Source organism: Limnobaculum xujianqingii (genome assembly GCF_013394855.1).
GTDB classification, from domain to species: domain Bacteria; phylum Pseudomonadota; class Gammaproteobacteria; order Enterobacterales; family Enterobacteriaceae; genus Limnobaculum; species Limnobaculum xujianqingii.
In genome coordinates this window covers 1,583,998-1,609,442 of sequence record NZ_JABMLK010000002.1, presented here as the reverse complement: position 1 = coordinate 1,609,442, position 25,445 = coordinate 1,583,998, and the positions used below count along the sequence as shown (strand labels likewise).

Sequence of the window (25,445 nt, the reverse complement as noted above, 5' to 3'; positions counted from 1 at the left end):
CTTCATGCTGGCACTGCGTTACCAGTCCAGCGTTCCTGTTCCCAACTGTCTCATCTGGCGCAATATCCAGTTTTGTCGCTGAATCACATAGCCGGAGGGTTTATTGGCTTTATAACGAATAGGATTAGGTAAAACTGCGGCCAGCCTTGCCGATTCAGATGGCGTCAGATTCTTTGCCGATTTTTTAAAGTAACGCTGTGCCGCTTCTTCAACGCCAAACACGCCCTCGCCAAACTCAGCAACGTTCAGATAAACCGTCAGTATACGGCGTTTAGTCCACGCCAGTTCCATACCAACGGTCAATCCAGCTTCCAGCCCTTTACGTACCCAACTGCGGCCATTCCACAGGAACAGATTTTTAGCCGTTTGCTGAGAAATAGTTGAAGCTCCACGAATACGATTAGGTTTACGTTCGTTATGACTGAATGCAGAGGCAATGGCATTCATATCAAAGCCCCAGTGGTCAGGAAACTTTTGATCTTCCGCCGCGATCACTGCCAGCGCCATATGGGGGGAGATATCATCCATCGATACCCAGGTTTGATGAGCAACATAGGAAAAATTACCCGTAAACCAGGCTCCCAGCTGCTTTTCTACCATTACCGCAGAAAATGGCACCGGTAAAAAAGCGAAAATAATGAGCCCGGCACCCCAAATCAGTAAAACAACCTTAATGCATCGTTTTAACCAAAACAGCAGGCGCCCCATCATTTTTGAAGGGGCGAACTTTTTCATTCGCTCAGCACCAATACGCGAGCGACCAGTTTCTCAATACCCTGAGCAGCTTCACTGATGCGCTGGGCCAGCATATAGGCAGGTGTAGTCACCACTTTTTGTTCTTCATCCACCACAATATCATCCACCGGGCAAGTAATGTGCTCACCCCCCATGGCATCCACCACTTCTGCGGTATCAATGTCGTTACCAATGGTCAAGCGAACCGGAACGCCTAACATTTTTGGTAACAATACGGGAGCAATACAAATAAAGCCCATCGGCTTACCCGCGTTATGCATTGCTTTAACCAGACGAGTCAAATCCTGATTGATTTCACACTCGGCGCCACGAGAAGCAAAGTTACTCAGGTTTTTTGCTGCACCAAAACCACCCGGTACAATCAGAGCATCAAACAACGCGGCATCTGCCTGAGACAGTGGCTGAATTTTACCTCTGGCAATACGCGCAGATTCGGTCAGCACATTGCGGCTCTCAGTTGCGGGTTGGCCAGTAAAATGGTTGATGACATCGGACTGAGGCTGATCGGGAGCAAAGCAGGTTACCTCAGCATCGGCTCGGTCTAATGCCAACAGGGTTAATACTGACTCGTTTATTTCTGCCCCATCTAAAAAACCGCATCCACTTAAAACAACGGCAACCCGTTTCATCAATCATTCCTCCCGTTAAACTAAGCTGGTCATAATTTACCGATTATCGGTACTCTATTTGGTACTACATTCGGTACAACATTCAATACTACATCCAGTATGAAAAATTTACCTGTAGCCATAAGCAACAACGCGGCAAACCTCTCGGTTTCGCCGCATTAAAATCATTGGTATTGAGACCTGTTAGCGTTTTTCCTGGGCCTCAACCCAAGTACGTAATACCTGAACATCATTACGCCATTCCAGCTTCAATTCATCAATCCACTCTTCCACGTTATCCCACCAGGCAGGCAACGTTGGCGTTTGAATCTGGCGAGCCAGCTGTTGAAGATGTTTCAGGCCAACGGATCCGGAAGCCCCTTTAATTTTATGCGCTTCTTCAGTGATACCTTTTTCATCTTTGGCCGTCATATTAGATTCAAGCACCGCCAGATAGCCTGGCATCACTTGTTCATACATGGTCAAACCGTCAAGAATAAGCTGTGGACCAACTAACTCCATATACTGCTCTAACATGGTTAAATCGAGTATAGACTCATTGGGCTTCATCGCGCCTTGCTCCTGTAATTTAGGTAACATTTTTAGTTGGGCACTTCCGATTTTCTTGATGACTACCATTAACTCCGGTACCGAAAGCGGTTTACTGAGTACATCATCCATCCCTGAGTTCAGATATTCTTGTTTGTCCTTTAATACGTTTGCGGTTAGCGCCACCAACGGCGGAATCTGTTCAGGCGCATAATTGGTTCTAATCTGCTGGGCAATATCAAAGCCTGTCATATCCGGTAGCTGGATATCCAGCAGCAGCAAATCGAACTCTCCTGGCTTAAACTTCTCCAGCGCTTCCGTACCTGTCATCGCAACACTGACAGTATGCCCAAGTTTTTCCAGCACTGAACGGGCAACAATCACATTCAGCTCAATATCTTCCACCAATAATACCCTTAAAGAAGCTGAAGGTAACTCTTCTTTCTGCGGAGCCTCTTTTTCTGCTACCGATGCCTTAATAAATACGGTGAAGATAGTGCCCCGGCCCACTTCGCTCTTAACGAAAATATCGCCCCCCATCGCCTGAGCCAGACGCAGGGATACCGCCAGTCCAATACCAGTTCCGGTCGCCGGGCGGCCGCCGTGCTTACTGGCGACTTGATAGTACATAGCAAAAATCTTATCAATTTCTTCCTGTGGAATGCCAATACCGGAATCTTCCACTTCAAAATAGAAGTGATTTTCTCCTTCACGACGAGCCCGAATGGTGACGCCGCCCTGAGAAGTAAACTTCACGGCATTACCAATCAGGTTCCACAGAATCTGTCTTAAGCGGGTTCCATCCGTCATGATAAAGGCTGGCAGGTTATCACCATATTCCAACGTAAAGCTCAGGCCTTTCGGCTCAACTAATAATCCGGATAAATTTTCTAAATCTGAAAGGAAATTCAGTAAATCCAGCGGAGCGATTTCCAGTTGAGTTTTACGCCGCTCGATTTTGTCCAACTCGATAACATCGTTAAAGATATATCCCAGCGTGGTGGCACTAACGTAGATGGTACGCAGGTATTTAAGCTGTTCAGCATTCAACTCGGTATCCAGCAGGATGCGGCTTAGCCCGACAATACCATTCAAGGGCGTTCTTAATTCATGGCTGATAGTCGAAATAAAGGTGGTTTTGTCGCGGCTGGCTTTCTCCAACGCATCCTGATAACGCTTACGTTCGGTGATATCCCGACCAAATCCCATCAGGCCATGACGTTTACCGTCCAGCGCATAGAAAGGCACTTTACGTACTTCAAAGCATGCCTTACGACCATCCGGATATACCAGCCACTGCTCATAGGTCAGTGATACATTGTGGCGAAACACTTTATCATCGGTTTCAATGACTTTTTCTGCTACTTCACTGTTATAGATATCGTCCGGACTCAGGCCAATTAACTGTTTCTCGCTGCGGCCGGTTAATAATTCCATTGCCCGGTTACAGCCGGAAAAATGCCCCTCTTCATCACGGTAATACACCAGATCGGGAGATGAATCTAAAAACGAGCGTAAAAATACGGATTGCTGCTCATATTCAATCTGCGCTTGCTGGCGCTGAGCAATCTCAATTTGTAACTCTTCTATCGCCCGTTCCCTGGCCTCTTCGGCTTTTATCCGCTCGCCAATTTCCTGATTCAGACGCTCAATATTATTCTGTAGTTTGTGATTGAGTTCTAAATCACGGGCGCGCATATCCTCCAGCGTTTCAACCATTTTGGCTAAACGCTGACGAGAATCTTCCAGTTGTTCAACGACGATCGAGAGAAAATAGACTGCCCAGGGAGTTACCAGCAACCCAAAGAAAATAGAGCGGATAACATCGATGCGTTCAATTTCGCCATGCAGCGCTGCGGTTACCGAAATCTGCACGGTAAAAGCCAGAACAATAATGATCGATGCCAAAATAAGAGAGAAGCGTACCAGGCCTAACTTCACCATGGCATCAACATAATACTGGGCTAATTTCCGCAGTTGCTTCATTGTTACTCCCAAGATTTTTTTATCGCCGAAATCATACCGTAAACCGGGGATAAATAGCGAAAAATGCAGTTAAATCAAATAATGCATTAATTTCATATTGATAACAAAGTTAATCAGAGGAAAAGACCGCTGACAAACGTCATTAATCCGCAGCTGTGTATATTCCGGCCGCAAAAACTATGTTGCTCATATCTCCTTCCGTGCTCGGCCGGAAGACCGTCTTTATTCCGCCATTACCCCACAAGGAATAAAGCTTTGCCCTAAAGCCGAACCCTGATTCCCCATTTTAATAAGATACTTCTCAATAGCATTCATCGCCAGCCAGCGGTTTTCACACCATAGCGGCGCTAACAGGGTTGGGCGCCGTGCCGTAGCAGAAATTCGGTGATAAATAATATCAACCGGCGTATAGCGGATCATTTCACCGGCACGTTGTACATACTCTTCCAGCCCCAGAGCCGTCAGTCGATCGGCCTGCCAGGCTTTTGCCATGGTGCTGCCAGTAACAATATGCAGAGGATGCAGTTTTAAACCATCAGTCCCCGTTTCCGCCACTCTGGCAACCGTTTCTAAATTGTCATTGAGGCTTTCACCTGGCAATCCGGCAATCAGGTGAGTACAGACTTTTATTCCCCGCTGCCGGGCGGCGAGAGTTGTTGCCTGATAGCAGGCAAAATCATGACCACGATTAATTTTTTTCAGCGTTTTATCATTAGCGCTTTGTAGCCCCAGTTCCAGCCACACTTCATACCCCTGATGACAATAATCTGACAGCAAATCCAAGACCGGCTCAGATACACAATCAGGGCGAGTACCAACACAAATCCCAACAATATCTGCCTGTGACAGCGCCTGCTGATACATATCACGCAGCAGACAAATCTCCGCATAAGTACTGGTATAGGCCTGAAAATAGGCCAGATAGCGGCTGGCCCGATTTGCCTTCTTCGCCTGACGCGCCAACTGTTCTGCAATACTCTGATGCTGCTGTGCCTCATCTGAAAACGAAGCTACATTACAGAAAGTACATCCCCCCCGACCAACCGTACCGTCACGGTTAGGACAACTGAACCCGCCATGCAGCGTCAGCTTATGAATTTTTTCGCCGTAGCACTGCTGTAAGTCAGCACCAAACATATTGATATGTCGATTCAGTTGCATGATTAATCACATGTTTTAGAAGGATATTCTATTATCTCTCCGGGAGAAAAAGGGCCACCAGACTACGCTTAATTCTCTCGTAACGAGGTGATAAAGATCAAATCAGTAAGGCTGTGAGCACAGAATAAATATCGATATAAGACAAAATGAAGAACGCTAGCCTTTTATGATTTCTTTTTATACTGATACTCAACCAGTCCGTAACATAATCTCAACAAACAACACAATTAAATACTAAAGATAATTTAAAAACCGACATATAGTACCAGAATATAGAGTATCAGGAGAGAATGAACATAATTCACACCCAATAGTACAGTGACTTAGCTCACATTTTATTGCCACTGAAAAACAAAATCCCTATCTCAAATAGGTTATAAATTCCTTTAAATTCAATTAAATAACCTAAAAAGCATAAAATAGTGCATTTTACGCTGCATATTTGACCTGAATTCTCTTTGTATATTAAGTTGGTTGAGCGCCATTCTTAAGGGTCTAAGGAATAGATTCTGCTATCCAATAACAGTGGCGTTATGTATGTGGAGTGTTCCCCATAACGCTGACCATACATCCCTCTCTGGACTGGCAAATTATAAATAACGGATATAGCAGATAGCGTGGTTATCAACACGGGTAAAGGAGTGTCCGCCATCCACCACGCCGATTATGAACAGGCAGCAAACTATAACAACATCAGAAATACACACATGGGGTAACTGGAGAGCAACATCATGCTATACGACGCGTCGAAAGAACGTGACAACTGTGGTTTTGGCCTTATTGCCCATATAGAAGGCGAGCCAAGCCATAAAGTCGTCAGAACGGCTATTCATGGCCTGTCACGCATGCAGCATCGCGGCGCGATATTATCCGATGGTAAAACCGGCGATGGATGTGGGCTATTACTGCAAAAACCTGACCGTTTCTTTCGTCTGGTGGCGGAAGAGCAAGGCTGGCGACTGGCAAAAAACTATGCCGTCGGCATGCTGTTTTTAAGTCAGGATGCGGAAGAGGCAGAAGCCAGCCGTAAAATCGTTGAAGAAGAACTTCAACGTGAAACCCTTTCAATTATTGGCTGGCGCGTAGTGCCAACCAATCCGGATATGCTGGGGGAAATTGCGCTCTCTTCCCTACCGCGTATTGAGCAAATTTTTGTTAACGCACCGGCAGGCTGGCGCTCATTAGATATGGAACGTCGTCTGTTTATGGCGCGCCGTCGTATCGAAAAACGAGTGGAAGATGAGACCTTCTACGTCTGTAGTTTATCGAACGTAGTCAGCATCTATAAAGGGCTGTGTATGCCCGTTGACCTGCCGCGTTTCTATCTCGATCTGGCAGACCTGCGGTTAGAATCGTCCATTTGTCTGTTTCACCAGCGCTTCTCCACCAATACCGTACCCCGCTGGCAGCTTGCACAGCCGTTCCGCTATTTAGCGCACAACGGTGAAATCAATACTATTACCGGTAACCGCCAGTGGGCCAGAGCCCGCTCCTATAAATTTAAAACCCCGCTGATTCCTGACTTACAGGATGCCGCCCCTTTTGTTAATGAAACCGGCTCTGACTCCAGCTCGCTGGACAATATGCTGGAGCTATTTCTTAGCGGCGGGATGGATCTGATTCGGGCCATGCGCCTGCTGGTTCCACCGGCATGGCAGAACAACCCCGATATGGATGAAGAGCTGCGCGCCTTCTTTGACTTTAACTCCATGCATATGGAGCCCTGGGATGGCCCGGCAGGTATCGTAATGTCCGATGGACGCTATGCCGCCTGTAATCTGGATCGTAACGGCCTGCGCCCTGCCCGCTATGTGATCACTAAAGATAAGCTGATCACCTGCGCCTCAGAAGTCGGTATCTGGGATTATCAACCGGATGAAGTGGTGGAAAAAGGCCGCGTTGGCCCCGGTGAGTTAATGGTGATCGATACCCGCACCGGCAGAATTCTGCGCACCAATGAAACCGATAATGACCTGAAGAGCCGTCACCCTTATCTGAGCTGGATGAGCAAAAACGTTCGTCGCTTAACACCGTTTGAAGATCTGCCAGACGATCAAGTAGGCAGCCGCGAAATGGATGATACCCTGCTGGAAACCTACCAGAAGCAGTTTGCCTACAGTAATGAAGAGCTGGAGCAGGTCATTCGTGTTATCGGCGAGAACGGTCAGGAAGCTACCGGCTCTATGGGAGATGATACTCCGTTTGCCGTACTATCCAGCAAGCCGCGGGTTATCTACGATTACTTCCGTCAGCAGTTCGCTCAGGTGACTAACCCACCGATTGATCCGCTACGTGAAGCTCATGTCATGTCGCTGGCGACCAATATTGGTCGCGAGATGAACGTATTCTGTGAGGCTGAAGGTCAGGCTCACCGTCTGAGCTTTACTTCACCAGTATTGCTGTACTCTGACTTTGTTCAGCTCACCACGCTGAAAGAGGAGTATTACCGGGCCGATACAGTAGATATCACCTACTGTCCGGACAAAATGGATCTGCATGCTGCCGTTATCGCCATGTGTGATGAAGCCGAGAAGAAAGTACGTCAGGGCACGGTACTGGTGGTTCTGTCTGACCGCAATATTGCGCCAGACCGTTTACCTATTCCTGCCCCCATGGCGGTGGGTGCGCTGCAAACCCGTCTGGTGGAATCAAATCTGCGCTGCGATGCCAATATTATTATTGAAACCGCCAGCGCCCGTGACCCGCACCACTTTGCCGTGCTGTTAGGCTTTGGTGCTACCGCTATCTACCCTTATCTGGCTTATGAAACGCTGGCCAAAATGGTAGAGAATGGCGTTATTGAGAAGCAACAGCGCCGGGTGATGTTGAATTACCGTAACGGTATCAATAAAGGTCTGTATAAGATTATGTCCAAAATGGGCATCTCCACCGTTGCCTCTTACCGTTGTTCTCAACTGTTTGAAGCCGTTGGCCTGCATTCCGAACTGACCGCACTTTGTTTTAAAGGCGTCTCCAGTCGTATCGGGGGTGCCCACTTCAGTGATTTCCAGCAAGACTTGCTCAACCTGTCTAAACGGGCATGGCTGAAACGCAAACCATTGGATCAAGGCGGCTTACTGAAGTTTGTTCACGGCGGTGAGTATCATGCTTACAACCCTGATGTGGTTTCTACCCTACAAGCCGCAGTGAAATCAGGCGACTATGAAGACTATAAGCTGTATGCCGATCTGGTAAACAAACGTCCGGTGACCACTCTGCGTGACTTGCTGGCGTTAAAACCACAGGATGAGTCTCAGGCCATTGCAATTGACGAAGTTGAACCGGCAGAATCGCTGTTCTCCCGTTTTGATACCGCCGCGATGTCTATTGGTGCATTGAGTCCGGATGCCCATGAATCGCTGGCGATTGCCATGAATACCATCGGCGGTAAGTCTAACTCCGGCGAAGGTGGTGAAGATCCGGTGCGTTATGGCACCAATAAAGTATCCCGTATTAAGCAGGTGGCTTCCGGTCGCTTTGGCGTTACCCCAGCCTATCTGGTGAATGCGGACGTTATCCAAATTAAAGTGGCTCAGGGCGCTAAACCGGGTGAAGGCGGTCAATTACCGGGGGACAAAGTCACCCCTTATATTGCCAAACTGCGCTATTCGGTGCCCGGTGTAACCCTGATATCACCGCCGCCTCATCATGATATCTACTCTATCGAAGATTTAGCCCAGCTGATTTTCGACCTCAAGCAGGTCAATCATAAAGCAATGATCTCGGTGAAACTGGTTTCTGAACCGGGGGTTGGCACTATTGCCACCGGCGTAGCCAAAGCCTATGCCGATTTAATTACTATTGCCGGTTACGATGGCGGTACCGGAGCCAGTCCGTTAAGCTCGGTGAAATATGCCGGAAGCCCGTGGGAATTAGGTCTGGCAGAAACCCAGCAAGCACTGGTGGCTAACGGCCTGCGTCATAAGATTCGTTTGCAGGTGGATGGCGGTCTGAAAACTGGACTGGATATCGTTAAAGCAGCCATTCTCGGTGCAGAAAGCTTTGGTTTTGGTACTGGCCCTATGGTGGCATTAGGCTGTAAATATCTGCGTATCTGCCATCTGAACAACTGCGCTACCGGCGTTGCTACTCAGGATGAAAAGCTGCGAGCAGACCACTATCACGGCCTGCCGGAGCGAGTGATTAATTACTTTAATTTTATCGCTCATGAAACTCGCCTGCTTATGGCCGAGCTGGGCATTGCACAGCTAACTGACCTGATTGGACGTACCGATCTGTTAACCGAACTGGATGGTTTCTCTGCCAGACAGCAGCGTCTGGACCTGTCCGGTTTACTGCACTGTGCTCAGCCACACCCTGGCAAAGCGCTGTTTTGCACTGAAAACAATCCGCCGTTTGATAAAGGCATTCTGAACCAGACTATTCTGACTCAGGCTGAACCTTACATGCAGGCGAAACAGAGTAAATCGTTCTATTTTGATATTTGCAATACCGACCGCTCGGTAGGTGCTGCGCTGTCTGGTGCTATCGCCGAGAAACATGGCGATCAGGGACTGGCAAGCGATCCTATCAAGGTTCACTTTAACGGTACTGCCGGACAAAGTTTTGGCGTGTGGAATGCGGGGGGTGTTGAACTAACCCTGACCGGCGACGCTAATGACTACGTAGGTAAAGGTATGGCTGGGGGTACTATTATTATTCGACCTCCGGTAGGCTCTGCTTTCCGTGGGCACGAAGCATCGATTATCGGTAATACCTGTTTGTACGGTGCCACCGGCGGTAAGCTGTTTGCCGCTGGCCGTGCAGGCGAACGTTTTGCCGTGCGTAACTCTGGTGCCATTACTGTAGTCGAAGGCATTGGTGATAATGGCTGTGAATATATGACCGGCGGTATTGTTTGTATTCTGGGTCGTACCGGTATCAACTTTGGTGCAGGTATGACTGGTGGTTTCGCTTATGTACTGGACGAAAATAACGAGTTCCGTAAACGGGTTAATCCTGAACTGGTTGAAGTGCTGGCAGTCGATGCATTAGCCATTCACGAAGAGCATTTGCGTGGATTGTTAACCGAACATATCCAGAACACCGGTTCCGCCAGAGCAGAAGAAATTCTGGCAAACTGGTCCGAGTGGGCAACTAAATTTGTCCTGGTCAAACCAAAATCCAGCGATATCAAAGCACTGCTCGGCCATCGTAGCCGTTCCAGCGCTGAGTTGCGGATTCAGGCGCAGTAAGAGGAAGGTAAACCATGAGCGAAAATGTCTATCAATTTATCGACCTGCAGCGTGTTGATCCGCCTAAAAAACCGCTAAATATCCGGAAAATTCAGTTTGTTGAAATCTACGAACCCTTTCTGGATACGCAGGCCAAAGCGCAGGCAGACCGTTGTCTCTCCTGCGGTAACCCTTATTGTGAGTGGAAATGTCCGGTACATAACTACATCCCTAACTGGCTGAAGCTGGCCAATGAGGGACGTATTATGGAAGCGGCGGATCTGGCTCACCAAACCAACAGCCTGCCGGAAGTATGCGGTCGAGTTTGTCCACAGGATCGCCTGTGTGAAGGCTCCTGCACCCTGAACGATGAATTTGGTGCCGTCACCATCGGTAACATTGAGCGTTATATCACTGATAAAGCGCTGGAGATGGGCTGGAAACCGGATATGTCTCAGGTGAAATCTACCGGTAAAAAAGTGGCGATTATTGGTGCAGGTCCGGCAGGACTGGCCTGTGCTGACGTGCTGGCGCGTAATGGCGTACAGGCGGTAGTCTTCGATCGTCATCCGGAAATCGGTGGTTTGTTAACGTTTGGTATCCCCTCTTTCAAACTGGATAAAGAGGTGATGGTGAAACGTCGCCAAATCTTTACTGAGATGGGAATTGAGTTTCGCCTGAACACCGAAATTGGTAAGGATATTTCTGTCGCCCAACTGCTGGCAGAGTACGACAGCCTGTTTCTGGGTGTTGGTACTTATCAATCGATGTCCGGCGGATTACCGAACGAGCAGGCTAATGGTGTGTATAACGCCCTACCTTATCTGATTGCCAATACCAAACATATTATGGGCTACGCCGCCAGCAATGATGAACCCTATATCAATCTGGAAGGTAAGCGTGTGGTGGTACTTGGTGGCGGTGATACCGCAATGGACTGTGTCAGAACCGCTATCCGTCAGGGGGCAACTCAGGTGATCTGTGCCTATCGCCGGGATGAAGAGAACATGCCAGGCTCACGGCGCGAAGTGAAAAATGCCCGTGAAGAAGGCGTTGAGTTCCAGTTCAATTTGCAGCCAATCAGCATTGAAGTGAATGCCGCCGGTCAGGTTAACGGTGTGAAAGTAGTACGCACTGAGCTGGGAGCACCCGATGCCAAAGGGCGTCGTAACCCACAAGTGATTGAGGGTTCAGAACATACCCTGAATGCTGATGCCGTTATCATGGCTTTTGGTTTCAAACCACACAGTATGCCGTGGTTAGCGGAACAACGTGTCAACGTTGATAAGCAAGGTCGTATTACCGCACCTGATAACACTGAAACACCTTACCAAACCAGCAATAGTAAAATATTTGCCGGTGGTGATGCCGTTCGCGGTTCCGATCTGGTGGTAACGGCTATTGCCGAAGGGCGTAAAGCAGCGGATGGGATTATGACGTTTTTGGGGGTTTAGTTTTTTATTAATCATGAAAAGAGCCCGTCTGTTCTGGCGGGTTCTGACTAATGAAAAATTAATAAATCAGCAGCCATGGATATTCCGGTCGTAAAATCTAAAGTGCTTATATTAGCTTTATACTCGACCGGAAGACCCATTGTACTTAGCTTCTGTGCGTGTCGGGCCTGGTCTCCCTACGGGCACTTCGTTGGCTCACGCCAAGTCGACCCCCGCGGGAGCCCCTCCCGACAGTTAAGCACTGTAAAACACAAAACTAAACTATCGGGATTCAGATTATTTCATCAATAGTTGCCAGTTTCCTTTGTTTTAACAAGTTTTCCTTCTTCCGACGCACACTTAATAAACAGGCTTCTCAGCCATTGAACCGCAGGGTCATAATGCACCCGGTGGTGCCAGATCAATCGGGTAAAAAATTTGCGTGAATCACAGGGGTAAGGCAGTACTACCAGATTATTCTTTTCTGCAAAATGATGAGCGGTTTGGCAGGGTAAGGTTAATACAAAGTCGGTTTCTGCCAGTATCATTGGTGCGGCTAAAAAATAAGGGACCGACATAGCTATGTCATGATCTGCCGAATGTTCAAAAGCACCGTCATCAATGGCATATCCTTGCCCCTGTTTACCGTCATGAACGGTTATCTGCATACGCCGGTACTGATTAATTTGTTCCATTGACGGCGTTTTTCCCGAATTAATATATTCCGTCAACGGATGACCCTGCCGTACTAAGCAGGCGTAAGAGGTTTCAAACAGATTGATCTCATGAAAATCTGATGGCAACGCCAGCAGAGGAAAAATGGCTAAATCCATGCTTCCATATTTCAGGTTGGAACACAGATCTTCCCCTATTGGCAGTATTTCAATGCGCGCTTTTGGAGCCTGACGAAAGAGCTCACCAATCACCCGGGAAAAAATGGTAAATACGCCATTATCTACCGCCCCGACATACAGCGTACGCGTTAACTCTTCCGGCCTGAATTCATCAGGATCGGTTAAACGTTCCAGTTCCTGTAAAGCAGCCAGCACTCTGGGAGTAAGCAGCCTGGCTCTTGGCGTTGCCTGCATACCGTAGCCCGACTTAATAAACAGCTGATCGTTAAAAATGGCTCTCAGTTTTGTTAATGCCCGACTGGCGGCGGCCTGGCTCATTCCCTGCTTGTTTGATGCAGCCGTCAGTGATTGTGTTTCAGATAAAGCTTTGAATAAACCCAGTAATTCCGTATCCAGCGGAATGTTTTCCACTTTACGCATAATCGTTATCCGGAAAGGAGTATTTATCTCTCCACAGAGATAACCTACTATCGGCATAAAGTAAACAAATGTAACAAACGTAACGTGACTTTAATCAAATAAAATAAATTTAACTATTTGATAGTTATAAATATAAAAGATTTTAATCATGATTATTCATTAATAAAAGGCATCTTAAATTTACATTTAATTTTACATAACTTTGGAGATATTCATCCATTTAAAAACAGAAAAACAATAACTATTAAATAGTTACGGATGAAAATTATTTATTCAATTTACAGAAATCCTTGGTTAACCCAACCGCTGAGTTACACCAATTAATAGCATACAAAAATTCCCCTTTTGGGATGGTTGGGGTTAGTGCCTGACGCTGAAGCCGGCCCCTCTAATCGCAAGAAAATAGCATTACCAATCAGGAGATAACTATGTTTATAAAAACCAGAAATACGCTGGTGGCAGGCACAGTTGCATTAGCTCTGGGCTTCGCCTCCCCAACGATAATGGCTGCCGGTTTTAAACCCGCACAGCCTGCTGGTAATTTAGGTGCTATCGTGGTGGATCCCTATGGAAACGCCCCTTTAACCGCATTAGTTGAACTGGACGGTCACAAAGTTTCTGACGTTAAAGTCACGGTACATGGAAAAAATGATAAAGGTGTTCCCATCAGCTACGCGGTTGGGGCCGAATCACTAAAAAGCTACGATGGCATTCCAATATTTGGCCTGTATCAAAAACACGATAACAAGGTCACGGTGGAATATAAGGAAAACAATAAACCGCTAAAAGATGAGTACATCATCAAAACCTCATCCATCGTCAATAACTACATGGACAATCGCTCATTAAGCGATCTGCAAGAAACGAAAGTCATCACCGTCGCTCCCGGCTTTGAAGATCGCCTGTACTTAGTTAACACCCATACCTTTACTGCTCAGGGCTCTGACCTCCACTGGCACGGAGAAAAGGATAAGAATGCAGGCATTCTTGACGCCGGCCCGGCTGGCGGGGCTTTGCCTTTTGATATTGCTCCCTTCACCTTCATCGTTGATACACAAGGAGAGTATCGTTGGTGGCTTAACCAGAATGCCATTTACGATGGTCGCGATGTAAACATCAATAAACGCGGTTATCTGATGGGAATTAGGGAAACTCCGCGCGGTACTTTCACCGCGGTACAAGGGCAACACTGGTATGAATTTGACATGATGGGGCAGATTCTGGTGGACCATAAACTCCCCAGAGGCTTTATGGATGCCACTCATGAATCGGTAGAAACCTCTAACGGCACCGTACTGCTACGGGTAGGCAAACGTAACTATAAGCGTGATGACGGCTTGCATGTGCATACCATTCGCGATCACATCATTGAAGTAGACAAATCCGGACGCGTTATCGACGTATGGGATTTGAACCTGATACTCGATCCATTACGCGATAGCCTGTTAGGCGCGCTGGATGCCGGTGCAGTGTGTGTTAACGTCGATCTGGCTCATGCTGGTCAACAGGCCAAACTGGAACCGGATACCCCTTATGGCGATGCGTTGGGTGTAGGCCCCGGTCGTAACTGGGCGCACGTAAACTCCATCGCCTATGATGCTAAAGATGACTCGATCATTCTCTCTTCCCGCCATCAGGGCGTGGTAAAAATCGGCCGCGATAAAGAGGTGAAATGGATACTGGCTCCGTCCAAAGGCTGGAATGAAAAGCTATCCAAAAAGCTACTGAAACCAGTATCAGACAGTGGCAAACCGCTGCAGTGTGATGAAAACGGCAAATGTGAAAACAGCAACTTTGACTTCAGCTATACCCAGCATACCGCCTGGCTTTCAAGTAAAGGCACCCTGACCGTATTCGACAACGGCGATGGCCGCGGTCTGGAGCAACCAGCGCTACCAACCATGAAATACTCACGTTTTGTGGAATATAAGATTGATGAGAAAAACATGACGGTTCAGCAGGTTTGGGAATATGGCAAGGATCGTGGCTATGACTGGTATAGCCCTATCACTTCAATAGTGGAATATCAGAAAGACAGGGACACCATGTTTGGCTTCGGTGGTTCCATCCATCTGTTCGATGTTGGCCAACCAACCGTCGGTAAGCTAAACGAGATCGACTATAAAACCAAAGCGGTCAAGGTAGAGATCGATGTGCTTTCCGATAAGCCTAACCAGACTCACTATCGCGCCCTGCTGGTGCGCCCACAGAATATGTTCAAGTAATTCAAATGCTCCCTGAATGCGTTTTTGTATCGGGGAGCAATAAGTTCTGGTTGCGAAAAGCCATTATATTTTTCAATTTTTAAGGAGCCATCATGTATTCATCAGGGTTTAAATGCTTGCTCAAAGGTGCACTTTGTGCCTCTTTGTTGGCAATCTCATTTGTTGCTTCGGCTTTTACCGAAGGAACTGATTATGTTGTGCTGGAAAAACCGATTCCTGACGCAGAGAAAACGTTAATCAAAGTATTCAGCTATGCCTGTCCTTTCTGCTACAAGTACGATAAAGCAGTCACCGCGCAGGTCGCAGCTAAAGTGGCCGATACGGTGACTTTTGTTCCCTTCCATTTAGAAACCAAAGGTGAATATGGCCGACCAGCCAGTGAAGTTTTCGCCGTTTTGATCCACAAGGATCAAGCTGCCGGAGTTTCTATTTTTGATGAAAAATCACTGTTTAAAAAGGCTAAGTTTGCCTATTACGCCGCTTATCATGACAAGAAAGAGCGTTGGTCTGACGGTAAAGATCCCGAAGCCTTTATTAAAACCGGTCTGGATGCCGCAGGTATCACCAAAGCTGACTTCGATGAAAGCCTGAAAGATGCAAAAGTTCAGGAAACGCTGGAGAAATGGAAAGCCAGCTATGAGGTGGCAAAAATTCAGGGAGTACCAGCTTATGTGGTTAACGGAAAATATCTCATCCTGACGAAGAGCATTAAATCTATCGACTCAATGGCCGATCTGGTTAAAGAGCTGGCCGCCAAATAAGGATTTCACATTATGGGTCTGTTCAAAACAATGTGGAAAAACCTGCGTACCACACCGGTTGATACGTTAGTCAGATGGCAGGAACAGCGTTTCCTGTGGTTATTGATGGTGGTGGTGATGGGTGGGTTAATAGTTCTTGCCCACTCGTTTTTCCAGATATACCTGTATATGGCACCATGTGAACAGTGCGTCTATATTCGTTTCGCTATGTTTGTCATGGTTATTGGTGGTCTGATTGCCGCCATCAATCCTAAGATAATTGTACTTAAGCTGATTGGTTGTATCGCAGCATTTTACGGGGCGATTACCGGCATGGGTTACTCGATTAAATTAAATGGTATTCACCATGCGGTACATAACCCTGACCCTGATGCGCTTTTTGGCGTACAGGGGTGCTCCACTGATCCAACGTTTCCTTTCGGCCTTCCTCTGGCTGACTGGTCACCAGAATGGTTTAAGCCAACCGGTGACTGTGGCTACGATGCGCCTATCGTTCCGGATGGAGTGACGCTAAACAGCATCCAACAGTGGTTTATTGATATGTATGTTCAGGCGGAAGGCTGGTACCTGATTCCATCATGGCAGTTTATGAATATGGCTCAGGCTTGCTTTTTGGCATTTGGGATGTGTTTTATTATTCTGGTGATCATGACCCTTGCCTGGATCATTAAGCTGGCGCGCGGTAATAAACCGGTACAGTACGGTTCTCAGATACGGTGATTTTTTCTTTTGGGTATAAAAAAGGCGGAGATAACCTCCGCCTTTTTTTACTGTGAAACTGGTACCGTTATTTCACCACTCTCAACGCAGGACGACCGCGTGGAGGCTGAGGTGGTTCATCATCACCTGGACCGTTATCAGAAACTTCTGGTTCTTCATCTGATACCAGATGGATCCCCGTTTCTGATTTGTCGCTGTCGGTCTCATCGGTATCCTGATAAGCGAATGCGGATTCCAGATATTCTGGCTCCGGTTCAAACATGGTACCTGCACCATTTTCTCTGGCATAAATCGCCAGCACGGCGGCCATAGGAACATGGACATGGCGTGGGATGCCGCCAAAGCGAGCATTGAAACGAATATCATCGTTTCCCAGTTCCAGATTGCCTACCGCATGAGGTGCAATATTCAAAATTATCTGACCGTCACGAGCAAATTCCATTGGAACGGAAATTCCAGGGACAGAAACATCCACGACCAAATGGGGAGTGAGCTGGTTATCCAGTAACCAGTCATAAAAAGCCCGTAACAGATAAGGGCGACGCGGAGTCATCTGTGTAGGCTCCATCACTCTTATCCCCGCATTTGCAGGCGCATTTCACGCTCAGATTCGGTTAAAGAAGCCAGGAATGCTTCACGTTCAAATACGCGGTTCATATACAGCTTGATTTCTTTCGCACCAGCACCTGACAGTTCAATACCCAACTGTGGTAAACGCCATAACAGCGGGGCCAGATAGCAATCAACCAGGCTGAACTCTTCGCTCATAAAATAAGGCGCTTCGTTAAACACCGGAGCGATTGCCAGCAGTTCTTCACGCAATTGCTTACGGGCTGATTCAGCCTCTGAAGCACTGCCAGTCAGGATAGTATTCAACAGTGAATACCAGTCTTGCTCAATCCGATGCATCATCAGACGACTGGTTCCACGCGCGACAGGATACACTGGCATTAATGGAGGATGAGGAAAACGCTCATCTAAATACTCCATAATGATGTGAGATTTGTACAGCGTCAGCTCACGATCAACCAGAGTAGGAACAGAACCATAAGGATTGAGGTCTATTAAATCCTGCGGCAGGTTATCCATGTCGACCTGCTCAATCTCGACGCTCACGCCCTTTTCAGCCAGAACAATACGTACTTGATGACTGAAAATATCTGTAGGGCCGGAAAATAGCGTCATGACCGAACGTTTATTGGCAGCGACAGCCATGAAAACCTCCAAGTTTCTCAATATAATGACCAGAAATGGGCAGCCGTCAGACACGACAACTCCCCTAATTTTGTGCTTTCAGCTATGGATTATCTTCCTGCAAGGGAATGACCTGAATCGATAAGCATACGAAGCGTCGGCTATTCTAGCAGATTTTAGCCATCTTGATCAGACGTCAGTGATGATTTATTCAACATTATTTGTAGGGGGTTTAAAATCCTGCAAAATAACAGGGAAATTTCTTTTGATTTGCCTCATAAAAAAACCCGGTATAAACCGGGTTTTTAACATTAAGCATCTGCCCGAAGGGCAAACAATTAACGCTTGGAGAACTGTGGACGACGGCGTGCTTTACGCAGACCGACTTTCTTACGTTCAACCTTACGAGCATCACGAGTAACAAAACCTGCTTTACGCAGTTCGCTACGCAGTGATTCATCATATTCCATCAGTGCACGAGTGATACCGTGACGGATAGCACCAGCTTGACCGGAGATACCACCACCTTTAACAGTGATGTACAGATCCAGTTTCTCAACCATCTCGACCAGTTCTAACGGCTGGCGAACTACCATGCGGGCAGTTTCACGACCGAAGTACTGTTCCAGACTACGCTGGTTAATTACGATATTACCGCTACCCGGCTTGATAAAGACGCGAGCGGAAGAGCTTTTGCGGCGACCAGTGCCGTAGTATTGATTCTCTGCCATTGCCTATAATCCCGATTAAATGTCCAGAACTTGCGGTTGTTGTGCCGCATGGTTGTGCTCGTTGCCTGCGTAAACTTTCAGTTTACGATACATAGCACGACCCAGCGGGCCCTTAGGCAGCATGCCTTTAACCGCGATTTCAATCACACGCTCAGGGTGGCGGGCAATCATCTCTTCAAAGGTCGCTTGCTTGATACCACCGATGAAACCAGTGTGGTGATAGTAGATCTTGTCAGAACGCTTGTTGCCGGTTACAGCAACTTTCTCTGCGTTCAGAACGATGATGTAATCACCAGTATCAACGTGCGGAGTATATTCCGCTTTATGCTTGCCGCGCAGACGACGAGCCAGTTCAGTAGCAAGACGGCCCAGCGTTTTGCCAGTTGCATCTACAACATACCAGTCACGTTTTACTGTTTCTGGCTTAGCTGAAAAAGTTTTCATTTAAATAACTTACCCAATATAAAGTTACACACGTTGGTGAACACCAAAACGTTAAAAACATTGTTGAGGCTCACACGACCAATCGAGTCCAGCAAACCTACCCCTTCGAGCAGTAAAATGCCGGCACCATTAAAGTTTCTGGGAAAAAAAACTTTGTTGTAACGTGGGGTCGCAAGATTATAGAGAAGTCGCCCCCAAAGGTCGACCTGTTTTTACAGCTAAACTGACTTTATTCGCTATTCATTACGCGAAAAAATTAGCCCGCAGTGAATACCGCGGGCTAAACAATGAAAGAATGTTAACTATTGATCAACTATCGGGCTTAAATAATACCCATGCTGATTAACAGTTCCCACCAGCCAAGGCCAATGGTCATATGAACAAACAGACTCAGGAAGGCAATCACACCACCGATAATCCACCATGAACGAATGTCGTTATAACCGGCACCGAACACGATTGGAGCAGCCGCGCCTCCGTAATGGGTCAGACTACCACCGTAGGAGTTAGAGAACAGTAACCCTAACGCCAGCAACATTGGAGGCGCACCGGCCACCATACCAACGGTAGCAAATACCGGTACCATTGCCGCCACATAAGCACCGCCGGAAGCGAACAGGTAACGAATGGCAACGCTGATAAACATAATCACAAACAGCGCGGTCATTGCATGGTCGCCAAATGTCAGGTGCTCACCCATAAAGGTAGCCAGCCATGTGAAGAATCCAGCTTTAGTCAGCACACCGGACATACCGATAATACCACCGTACCAAATCAGCGTGTTCCAACCACCCTTATTCTTCAGCACGTCATCCCAGGTGACCACACCCAGAATCAGCGTAACAGCCATCACACATAGCGCGACGGTAGATGCATCGATGCCAATAAAGTCAGCGCCAATCCAGCCTGACAGAGCTAATACGAAAATCACACCCAACAGTTTTTCACGCAACGTCATTGGGCCCAGTTTTTCCAGCCCTTCTGCTGCAATCTCTTTGTTGTTAACTTTTTTCAGCTCTGGCGGATACATTTTGTAGATCAGATAAGGCGTGATAGCCAACATGATCAGCCCAGGAACTGCAGCAGCCAATGCCCAGCCAGCCCAGCTCAGTTTAATGTGCAGGATATCTGCCATCATAGCTAATGCCAGCGCGTTAGGTGCCATTGCCGTCAGGAACATATAGCTGGTGGTTTTAGTCACCATATATACGTTAACCATCAGGTAGTGGCCCGCTTTACGAGGGCTGTCGTTAGGATCGGAACCTAATGCCACCGACACGCTGTTGATAATCGGGAATACAATTCCCCCTGCGCGCGCAGTGTTAGAAGGTGTTGCCGGAGCAATAAACAGATCGAGAATAGCGGTAACATAACCTAAACCCAGCGTTGTTCCCCCCAGTTTACCAATCAGGATATAGGATATTCTTTTGCCCAGACCGGTAATAACGAATGCAGCACTCAGGGTAAAGGCAGCAAACACTAACCAGGTTGTACCGGAGGAATAGCCCTTCAGTACTTCAGATATCTTAATATCTTTACCACCGTAGAGACCAATCACCACCGCCGTTGCTGCAATGGTTGCCAGCAAAATAACCGGTTCAGAATAGGGTTTTAATACCAGACCAACGATCGCCGCCAGATAAAGACCAAACAATAGCCAGGCTATCGGCGGTAATCCTGCCGGCGTCGGTATTAACGCGATAATTATGGGAATAGCTATTAACAGCAATAGCTTCCACATTTTTTCTTTACTCATTACTCTCAATCTCCTTAAGATAAAAACAAAATAAGGGGCACGTGCTTAAATCAACAGAAATAAGCATCAAAGCTATTTATAAAAATCGGCTAACTACTTTTAGTACTCTTTTATTTATTGTTATCGACTTGTTATTATCGACTTGGCTATCGATATGACTATCTAACCTTAGTAAATAAACCCAATGCCAGAAGGCAAATATATTCTTATCAATTGCATCAGATAATGCGGCAAACCAAATAATAATTATGTGACGCAGACTAAATTGAAGTTATAAATTTAATGTTTTTAATTACCCTTTTAATTCTTATTAACTTTATATATTTAACTATTCATATGAATAAAATTATCCACTAATAAAAAATGGCACTTACCAAGGAATAATAAGTGCCAAGACAGAGAAGCAAACAGGAGATTAATTATTACCTATCCGATTCTATATATTTTCTAGTTGTTATTACTTAATTCATAAATAGTATAAAAGATGGTTTATTATTAATTAAAGTCGATATCACCCCTCATCAGCACGCGGGCAGTTCGATATACCGTTCCATTTAATACCTTCAATTCGCCACTCTGGTTTTCTACCTCAGCACTAACCGATAAAACCCCACTACAGTGGCCAATATTTAACTCATCTTTTTCGCTGCAGTTTCCGGCTATTTCATACACCAATGTTCCCGGAATCTTAGCCGCTACGCCAATACAGACCCCACCGGTAATGGCCAGTACCGGGTGCAGTTTCCCCATAGACAGCATTCTGGCCTGAATATCAATGGCGTCTGCCGAAACTACCTGACCAGACAAACTGGTATAACCCATTGGTGGCGCAATAAAGCAGAATTTTGGTACTGCCTGACTATTATGCTTCGCGTCATTCATATCTTTCGCCAGCCCAATCAGTACCGCCGCAGCTTCGCGAATAGCCAGCATTCTGTCTAATAGCTTAGCGTTACAGTCGATTTCAGCGGGTAACTCATTGCCTGTAAGTCCTAAATCTGCCGCTCTGACGAATACCAGAGGATTGGCCGCATCAACAATGGTGATTTCTGTTGGCCCATAACCGGGTACATCGAGCACATCTTTAGGCTGTCCTGTTGGCAGTAACTTTCCCGTTACCGCGCCGCCAGGGGAAAGAAAGTCAAGTTGAATACGAGCGCCGGTACCAGGTACGCCAGAAATAGAGAAGTCGCCGTTATACACCACTTTTCCCGCTTTAACCGGCACATGGGAAACGATGGTCTTTTGGGTATTGGTATTAAAGATTTTGACTCTGGTTACCGGTTCAGTTATTTCATCTACCAGCCCATTTTCAATAGCAAATGGTCCGACAGCAGAAGAAATATTGCCGCAGTTTCCTTTACGATCTACCGCATTAGTTGCGGTTTCAACCTGACAAAAAGTATAGTTAACGCTGTTCTTTTCACCGGCTCGTTTGCCCACAATCATGGCTTTACTGGTAGTCGACGTTCCGCCACCCATACCATTTATCTGACGTCCGGAAGGATCGCTGCTGCCATAAATACGGCATAACAACTTATCCTGCTCTGAAACTTCTGGTGGAAGGGAATCCTCCACAAAACAACCGGCTTTACTGGTTCCCCCACGCATCCAGAAGCAGGGAATGGTATGACTTTCCACGATTAACTCCTCCAGCGATGATTAATTAATATTCTTGCTATGGGATTCAGGAAACTGGGCCAGAAACCAGGTCACAATCAACAAATCGGCACTGCCACCGGGGCTTAAATTACGTTCAATGCACTGCCTGTCGAACTCTTTTAGTTTGGTGATGTAATCGGTTTGCATCACACCGCCTTCGGCCAAAAACTGCTGTGCTGTTTGCTGTAACCAGCGCAAACCTTCCGGCCCGCCGCGAGAGGCAACATTGGTGTCACCGTTCACCGCCATCAGGCTGAGCAGTGCCTGCAATAAGGCACGTTGTGGGTCAATTCCCTGAGCAATTAAACTTTGATAAACCGGTAATGACGTGGTCAACACTGACTGAAAACCAGACTCGGCTTCACCACGAGCACCAGACAATCCATGCTGCTGGTAGAGCCTCTGCCCTGCAGTCAATGCCTGATTATTCTGTTCCAGCTCGCGCATCACCATGCCGTGGCTCATAGCAGCCACTTCATGACATAAATTTTGCTGGGTAACTGCTTTTTGATTTGAAACCAGTCTGCCCATGGCAGTTGCCAGTAATCCCAGAGAGAAAATCGTGCCTTTGTGAGTATTTACACCAGATGTGGCTTTATACATCGATGCTTCACACGCCATACCCAGCGGGCGTAGCCCGTATAAAATATCGCTACTGGGTTGCAGATGAGTACTCATTCCATACTCAATGAAATAAGGGATCCAGATCCGAATTGCTTCGGCACTACGGTAGAAATCCGTCAGGTCCATATCTTTATGCGCGCCGTTATTGCGCATATCCACCAGCCCGGGTTTAGGCGTCAGATTAACTTCATTAAGCATGGCGCTGTTGGCCAGCTGGCTACAGCGGACTACCCAGGGTAGCTTGTTGAGTTCCAGACGATGAGCAGCATTGGCCGAATTCATTGAGCTAAACATGATTGATTAAATCCTCCATCGCCTGATGCAGCGCCGGTATGGAATGGGTGCGTTCACGGGCGCAAATTCGCGCATCGCGGGAGCAAAGAAAACACTGTCTTGGTGCTATATCCATGGACTGGCGGGAGACAATGCCTTCGCTACCGATCACGTCAATATCCCACAGGCGACCAACCGCGCTTTGCTCTTCACTTGCTACGCAAGCGCGCTTAACTTCTCTGGCATCATGTCTTACTGCCATCAGCCCTTCCGGACCGGTTGGCAGACAAAATACTGCTTTATCAACAACATTCCACTTCTGCTGTTGAGATAACTTCTCTAACGTTTGCCAGGCCAGATTAAAGGCCTGGCGCACTACCGTGCTGTCTTTAATTTCACCCGGAACCACAACGGTTAACGAAATCAGGGCGGTTTGGTATTTCGCTAACCAGAGCTGCTGCCGTTCCTGACGGGCCTCTCTGCTCAACAAAACCTCTTCCAACGTGACTTTGTGATAACTCGCCTGTTCCGGGAGAATATTCATTACACGGTTACTCTTTTATCTGATTAACAACATCAATCACTGAACCATCGCGATAGCGAACCACCGCCACTACACGATCGGTGAATTCAATCGGCTTGGGCTTACCGGTTAGCATTAATGCGCGCTGATACAGGTCATTAATACTGACAATATCCATACCTGCTTTCTGTAAACGCTCAGCCAGTTCAGGACGAGCAGGGTTAACCGCAATACCATGGTCGGTAACCAAAATATCGATACTGCTTCCCGGTGTAATTAAGGTTGTTACCTGCTCAACGATGGTTGGAATACGCCCACGTACCAGCGGTGCCACAATAATGGATAGCTTGGAAGCCGCTGCGGTATCACAGTGTCCACCAGATGCGCCGCGCAATACGCCATCAGAGCCGGTGAGTACGTTAATATTAAACTGAGTATCAATCTCCAGAGCGCTAAGAATCACTACATCCAGATGGTCAACGGAAGCGCCTTTAGAAGTGAAGTTAGCGTATTGGTTAGCGCTGATCTCAACGTGATTTGGGTTACGCGCCAGTGATGCAGCTGCGCCACTGTCAAAGCTCTGCACGTCCAGTAACTTGTCGATAAGCCCCTTCTCATGCAGATCAACCATGGCCGCTGTGATACCACCCAGAGCAAAACCGGCGGTGATATTCTGGCTACGCATTTTGTTTTCCAGAAAACGAACGACTGCCAGAGATGCGCCACCGGTACCGGTTTGCATTGAGAAACCCTGTTTGAAATAACCAGAGTTAATGATCACTTCAGCCGCTCTGCGTGCAATCAGCAGTTCACGTGGGTTGGTAGTCATGCGCGTAGCATCAGCACCAATCTTATCCGCATCACCAACGCGATCGACTTGTACAATCAAATCCACCTGGTCCTGACAAATACTCAGTGGATGATGTGGGTACGGCAGGATATCTTCCGTCAGCAGCACCACTGTTTTAGCGTGCTCAGCATCGACCCGACCATAGCCCAGCGAACCACAACAGGCTTTGCCGGTGAATCCGTTGGCATTACCAAATTCATCGCATGCCGGAACCCCAAGGAAAGCTACATCAATGCTTAGCTCTCCAGATTCCACCAGATTTACGCGACCACCATGAGAGTGAACCTGAACCGGCTCTTTCAATAATCCACGGGAGATCTCTTCTGCCAATGGCCCGCGCAGACCAGAGGTATAAATTCGGGTCACTACACCATTACGGATATGTTCAATCAACGGAGAGTGACAACCTGCCAGCGAGCTGGAGGCCAGCGTCAGATTTTTGAACCCCATCATGGCGATTTGAGCCATAACTAAATTAACGGTTAAATCCCCACCGCGAAAAGCATGGTGAAAAGAGATAGTCATACCGTCCTGCAAGCCGGAACGACGAATCGCATCTTCCAGCGAATTACAGATTTTCTTATCTCTTGGTTTTTTCGATTGCAGATTAGCCTTGGAAACATCGCGGAAAGGCGACAATTTCAGCGGCGCTTTAGCCCCGGATTCTTCATCAAAATCATTAAGTTGTTGAATCAGGCTATTACATAAATTGGTTACACGTTGTTGGCGAGCCATTATTAT

19 protein-coding genes are annotated in these 25,445 nt (G+C 47.2%); 5 read left to right on the top strand and 14 right to left on the bottom strand.

Annotation, left to right across the window (positions count from 1 at the left end):
* Nucleotides 1-18 precede the first annotated feature (18 nt).
* The 4 genes from mtgA to GOL65_RS21385 all read right to left on the bottom strand — a co-directional run bounded on the left by mtgA (nucleotide 19) and on the right by GOL65_RS21385 (nucleotide 5,060).
* The gene (gene mtgA, locus GOL65_RS21400; protein ID WP_140920121.1) at nucleotides 19-735 is read right to left on the bottom strand and encodes a monofunctional biosynthetic peptidoglycan transglycosylase; all 717 of its coding nucleotides are present in this window, start codon (nucleotides 733-735) and stop codon (nucleotides 19-21) included.
* Nucleotides 732-1,385 carry an isoprenoid biosynthesis glyoxalase ElbB gene (elbB, locus tag GOL65_RS21395; protein ID WP_140920122.1) on the bottom strand — a complete coding sequence of 218 codons (654 nt, stop codon included), beginning with the start codon at nucleotides 1,383-1,385 and terminating at the stop codon, nucleotides 732-734. The genes mtgA and elbB overlap by 4 nt, the downstream gene beginning before the upstream one ends.
* A gap of 183 nt (nucleotides 1,386-1,568) precedes the next feature.
* Nucleotides 1,569-3,899 carry an aerobic respiration two-component sensor histidine kinase ArcB gene (gene arcB / locus GOL65_RS21390; RefSeq protein ID WP_140920123.1) on the bottom strand — a complete coding sequence of 777 codons (2,331 nt, stop codon included), beginning with the start codon at nucleotides 3,897-3,899 and terminating at the stop codon, nucleotides 1,569-1,571.
* A gap of 222 nt (nucleotides 3,900-4,121) precedes the next feature.
* Nucleotides 4,122-5,060, bottom strand: coding sequence for a TIGR01212 family radical SAM protein (locus GOL65_RS21385; protein WP_140920124.1), 939 nt, complete (start codon nucleotides 5,058-5,060; stop codon nucleotides 4,122-4,124).
* A 731-nt stretch (nucleotides 5,061-5,791) separates the two neighbouring features.
* Between GOL65_RS21385 and gltB the strand changes: the two genes are divergently transcribed.
* A complete protein-coding gene (gltB, locus tag GOL65_RS21380; RefSeq protein ID WP_140920125.1) occupies nucleotides 5,792-10,255 on the top strand; it encodes a glutamate synthase large subunit in 4,464 nt (1,487 codons plus the stop codon).
* Between the two features lie 14 nt (nucleotides 10,256-10,269).
* A complete protein-coding gene (locus GOL65_RS21375; RefSeq protein WP_140920126.1) occupies nucleotides 10,270-11,688 on the top strand; it encodes a glutamate synthase small subunit in 1,419 nt (472 codons plus the stop codon).
* A gap of 284 nt (nucleotides 11,689-11,972) precedes the next feature.
* Here GOL65_RS21375 and GOL65_RS21370 read toward each other — a convergent pair whose 3' ends face one another.
* Entirely contained in the window at nucleotides 11,973-12,941 is a 969-nt protein-coding gene (locus tag GOL65_RS21370) for a LysR family transcriptional regulator (protein ID WP_140920127.1), read from the bottom strand.
* 428 nt (nucleotides 12,942-13,369) lie between these two features.
* Between GOL65_RS21370 and GOL65_RS21365 the strand changes: the two genes are divergently transcribed.
* The 3 genes from GOL65_RS21365 (at nucleotide 13,370) to dsbI (ending at nucleotide 16,647) form a co-directional block, all read left to right on the top strand.
* The gene (locus tag GOL65_RS21365; RefSeq protein WP_140920128.1) at nucleotides 13,370-15,166 is read left to right on the top strand and encodes an aryl-sulfate sulfotransferase; all 1,797 of its coding nucleotides are present in this window, start codon (nucleotides 13,370-13,372) and stop codon (nucleotides 15,164-15,166) included.
* A gap of 92 nt (nucleotides 15,167-15,258) precedes the next feature.
* Nucleotides 15,259-15,927, top strand: a complete 669-nt coding sequence (locus GOL65_RS21360) for a thiol:disulfide interchange protein DsbA/DsbL (RefSeq protein WP_140920129.1) — start codon at nucleotides 15,259-15,261, stop codon at nucleotides 15,925-15,927.
* A gap of 12 nt (nucleotides 15,928-15,939) precedes the next feature.
* Nucleotides 15,940-16,647: a protein-disulfide oxidoreductase DsbI gene (gene dsbI, locus GOL65_RS21355; protein WP_140920130.1), complete on the top strand. Its 708-nt coding sequence runs from the start codon at nucleotides 15,940-15,942 to the stop codon at nucleotides 16,645-16,647.
* Nucleotides 16,648-16,714: 67 nt separating this feature from the next.
* Here the strand turns inward: dsbI and sspB are convergent, their stop codons facing one another.
* The 9 genes from sspB to citF all read right to left on the bottom strand — a co-directional run bounded on the left by sspB (nucleotide 16,715) and on the right by citF (nucleotide 25,439).
* Nucleotides 16,715-17,215 carry a ClpXP protease specificity-enhancing factor gene (gene sspB, locus GOL65_RS21350; protein ID WP_140920131.1) on the bottom strand — a complete coding sequence of 167 codons (501 nt, stop codon included), beginning with the start codon at nucleotides 17,213-17,215 and terminating at the stop codon, nucleotides 16,715-16,717.
* Between the two features lie 5 nt (nucleotides 17,216-17,220).
* A complete protein-coding gene (gene sspA, locus GOL65_RS21345; protein ID WP_130592717.1) occupies nucleotides 17,221-17,862 on the bottom strand; it encodes a stringent starvation protein SspA in 642 nt (213 codons plus the stop codon).
* A 317-nt stretch (nucleotides 17,863-18,179) separates the two neighbouring features.
* On the bottom strand, nucleotides 18,180-18,572 hold the full coding sequence (gene rpsI / locus GOL65_RS21340) for a 30S ribosomal protein S9 (protein ID WP_130592718.1): 393 nt from the start codon (nucleotides 18,570-18,572) through the stop codon (nucleotides 18,180-18,182).
* Nucleotides 18,573-18,587: 15 nt separating this feature from the next.
* Complete coding sequence (gene rplM / locus GOL65_RS21335; RefSeq protein WP_130592719.1) at nucleotides 18,588-19,016, bottom strand: 50S ribosomal protein L13; 429 nt, start codon at nucleotides 19,014-19,016, stop codon at nucleotides 18,588-18,590.
* A gap of 322 nt (nucleotides 19,017-19,338) precedes the next feature.
* Complete coding sequence (locus GOL65_RS21330) at nucleotides 19,339-20,772, bottom strand: anion permease (RefSeq protein ID WP_140920132.1); 1,434 nt, start codon at nucleotides 20,770-20,772, stop codon at nucleotides 19,339-19,341.
* 495 nt (nucleotides 20,773-21,267) lie between these two features.
* Entirely contained in the window at nucleotides 21,268-22,413 is a 1,146-nt protein-coding gene (locus GOL65_RS21325) for a 2-methylaconitate cis-trans isomerase PrpF family protein (protein ID WP_218652064.1), read from the bottom strand.
* A 21-nt stretch (nucleotides 22,414-22,434) separates the two neighbouring features.
* Nucleotides 22,435-23,355: a triphosphoribosyl-dephospho-CoA synthase CitG gene (gene citG / locus GOL65_RS21320; protein WP_407657529.1), complete on the bottom strand. Its 921-nt coding sequence runs from the start codon at nucleotides 23,353-23,355 to the stop codon at nucleotides 22,435-22,437.
* Nucleotides 23,345-23,875: a citrate lyase holo-[acyl-carrier protein] synthase gene (citX, locus tag GOL65_RS21315; RefSeq protein ID WP_140920133.1), complete on the bottom strand. Its 531-nt coding sequence runs from the start codon at nucleotides 23,873-23,875 to the stop codon at nucleotides 23,345-23,347. The genes citG and citX overlap by 11 nt, the downstream gene beginning before the upstream one ends.
* A gap of 7 nt (nucleotides 23,876-23,882) precedes the next feature.
* A complete protein-coding gene (gene citF / locus GOL65_RS21310) occupies nucleotides 23,883-25,439 on the bottom strand; it encodes a citrate lyase subunit alpha (protein ID WP_140920134.1) in 1,557 nt (518 codons plus the stop codon).
* Nucleotides 25,440-25,445 lie beyond the last annotated feature (6 nt).

Excerpts from the sequence above, each read along its gene's own strand:
- GOL65_RS21330 (WP_140920132.1), bottom strand. The coding sequence starts at position 20,772 with ATGAGTAAAGAAAAAATGTGGAAGCTATTGCTGTTAATAGCTATTCCC.
- elbB (WP_140920122.1), bottom strand. The coding sequence starts at position 1,385 with ATGAAACGGGTTGCCGTTGTTTTAAGTGGATGCGGTTTTTTAGATGGG.
- GOL65_RS21375 (WP_140920126.1), top strand. The coding sequence starts at position 10,270 with ATGAGCGAAAATGTCTATCAATTTATCGACCTGCAGCGTGTTGATCCG.
- gltB (WP_140920125.1), top strand. The coding sequence starts at position 5,792 with ATGCTATACGACGCGTCGAAAGAACGTGACAACTGTGGTTTTGGCCTT.
- citF (WP_140920134.1), bottom strand. The coding sequence starts at position 25,439 with ATGGCTCGCCAACAACGTGTAACCAATTTATGTAATAGCCTGATTCAA.
- mtgA (WP_140920121.1), bottom strand. The coding sequence starts at position 735 with ATGAAAAAGTTCGCCCCTTCAAAAATGATGGGGCGCCTGCTGTTTTGG.
- dsbI (WP_140920130.1), top strand. The coding sequence starts at position 15,940 with ATGGGTCTGTTCAAAACAATGTGGAAAAACCTGCGTACCACACCGGTT.
- GOL65_RS21360 (WP_140920129.1), top strand. The coding sequence starts at position 15,259 with ATGTATTCATCAGGGTTTAAATGCTTGCTCAAAGGTGCACTTTGTGCC.
- GOL65_RS21365 (WP_140920128.1), top strand. The coding sequence starts at position 13,370 with ATGTTTATAAAAACCAGAAATACGCTGGTGGCAGGCACAGTTGCATTA.
- GOL65_RS21385 (WP_140920124.1), bottom strand. The coding sequence starts at position 5,060 with ATGCAACTGAATCGACATATCAATATGTTTGGTGCTGACTTACAGCAG.
- arcB (WP_140920123.1), bottom strand. The coding sequence starts at position 3,899 with ATGAAGCAACTGCGGAAATTAGCCCAGTATTATGTTGATGCCATGGTG.
- sspB (WP_140920131.1), bottom strand. The coding sequence starts at position 17,215 with ATGGAGCCTACACAGATGACTCCGCGTCGCCCTTATCTGTTACGGGCT.
- rpsI (WP_130592718.1), bottom strand. The coding sequence starts at position 18,572 with ATGGCAGAGAATCAATACTACGGCACTGGTCGCCGCAAAAGCTCTTCC.
- rplM (WP_130592719.1), bottom strand. The coding sequence starts at position 19,016 with ATGAAAACTTTTTCAGCTAAGCCAGAAACAGTAAAACGTGACTGGTAT.
- sspA (WP_130592717.1), bottom strand. The coding sequence starts at position 17,862 with ATGGCTGTCGCTGCCAATAAACGTTCGGTCATGACGCTATTTTCCGGC.
- citX (WP_140920133.1), bottom strand. The coding sequence starts at position 23,875 with ATGAATATTCTCCCGGAACAGGCGAGTTATCACAAAGTCACGTTGGAA.
- GOL65_RS21370 (WP_140920127.1), bottom strand. The coding sequence starts at position 12,941 with ATGCGTAAAGTGGAAAACATTCCGCTGGATACGGAATTACTGGGTTTA.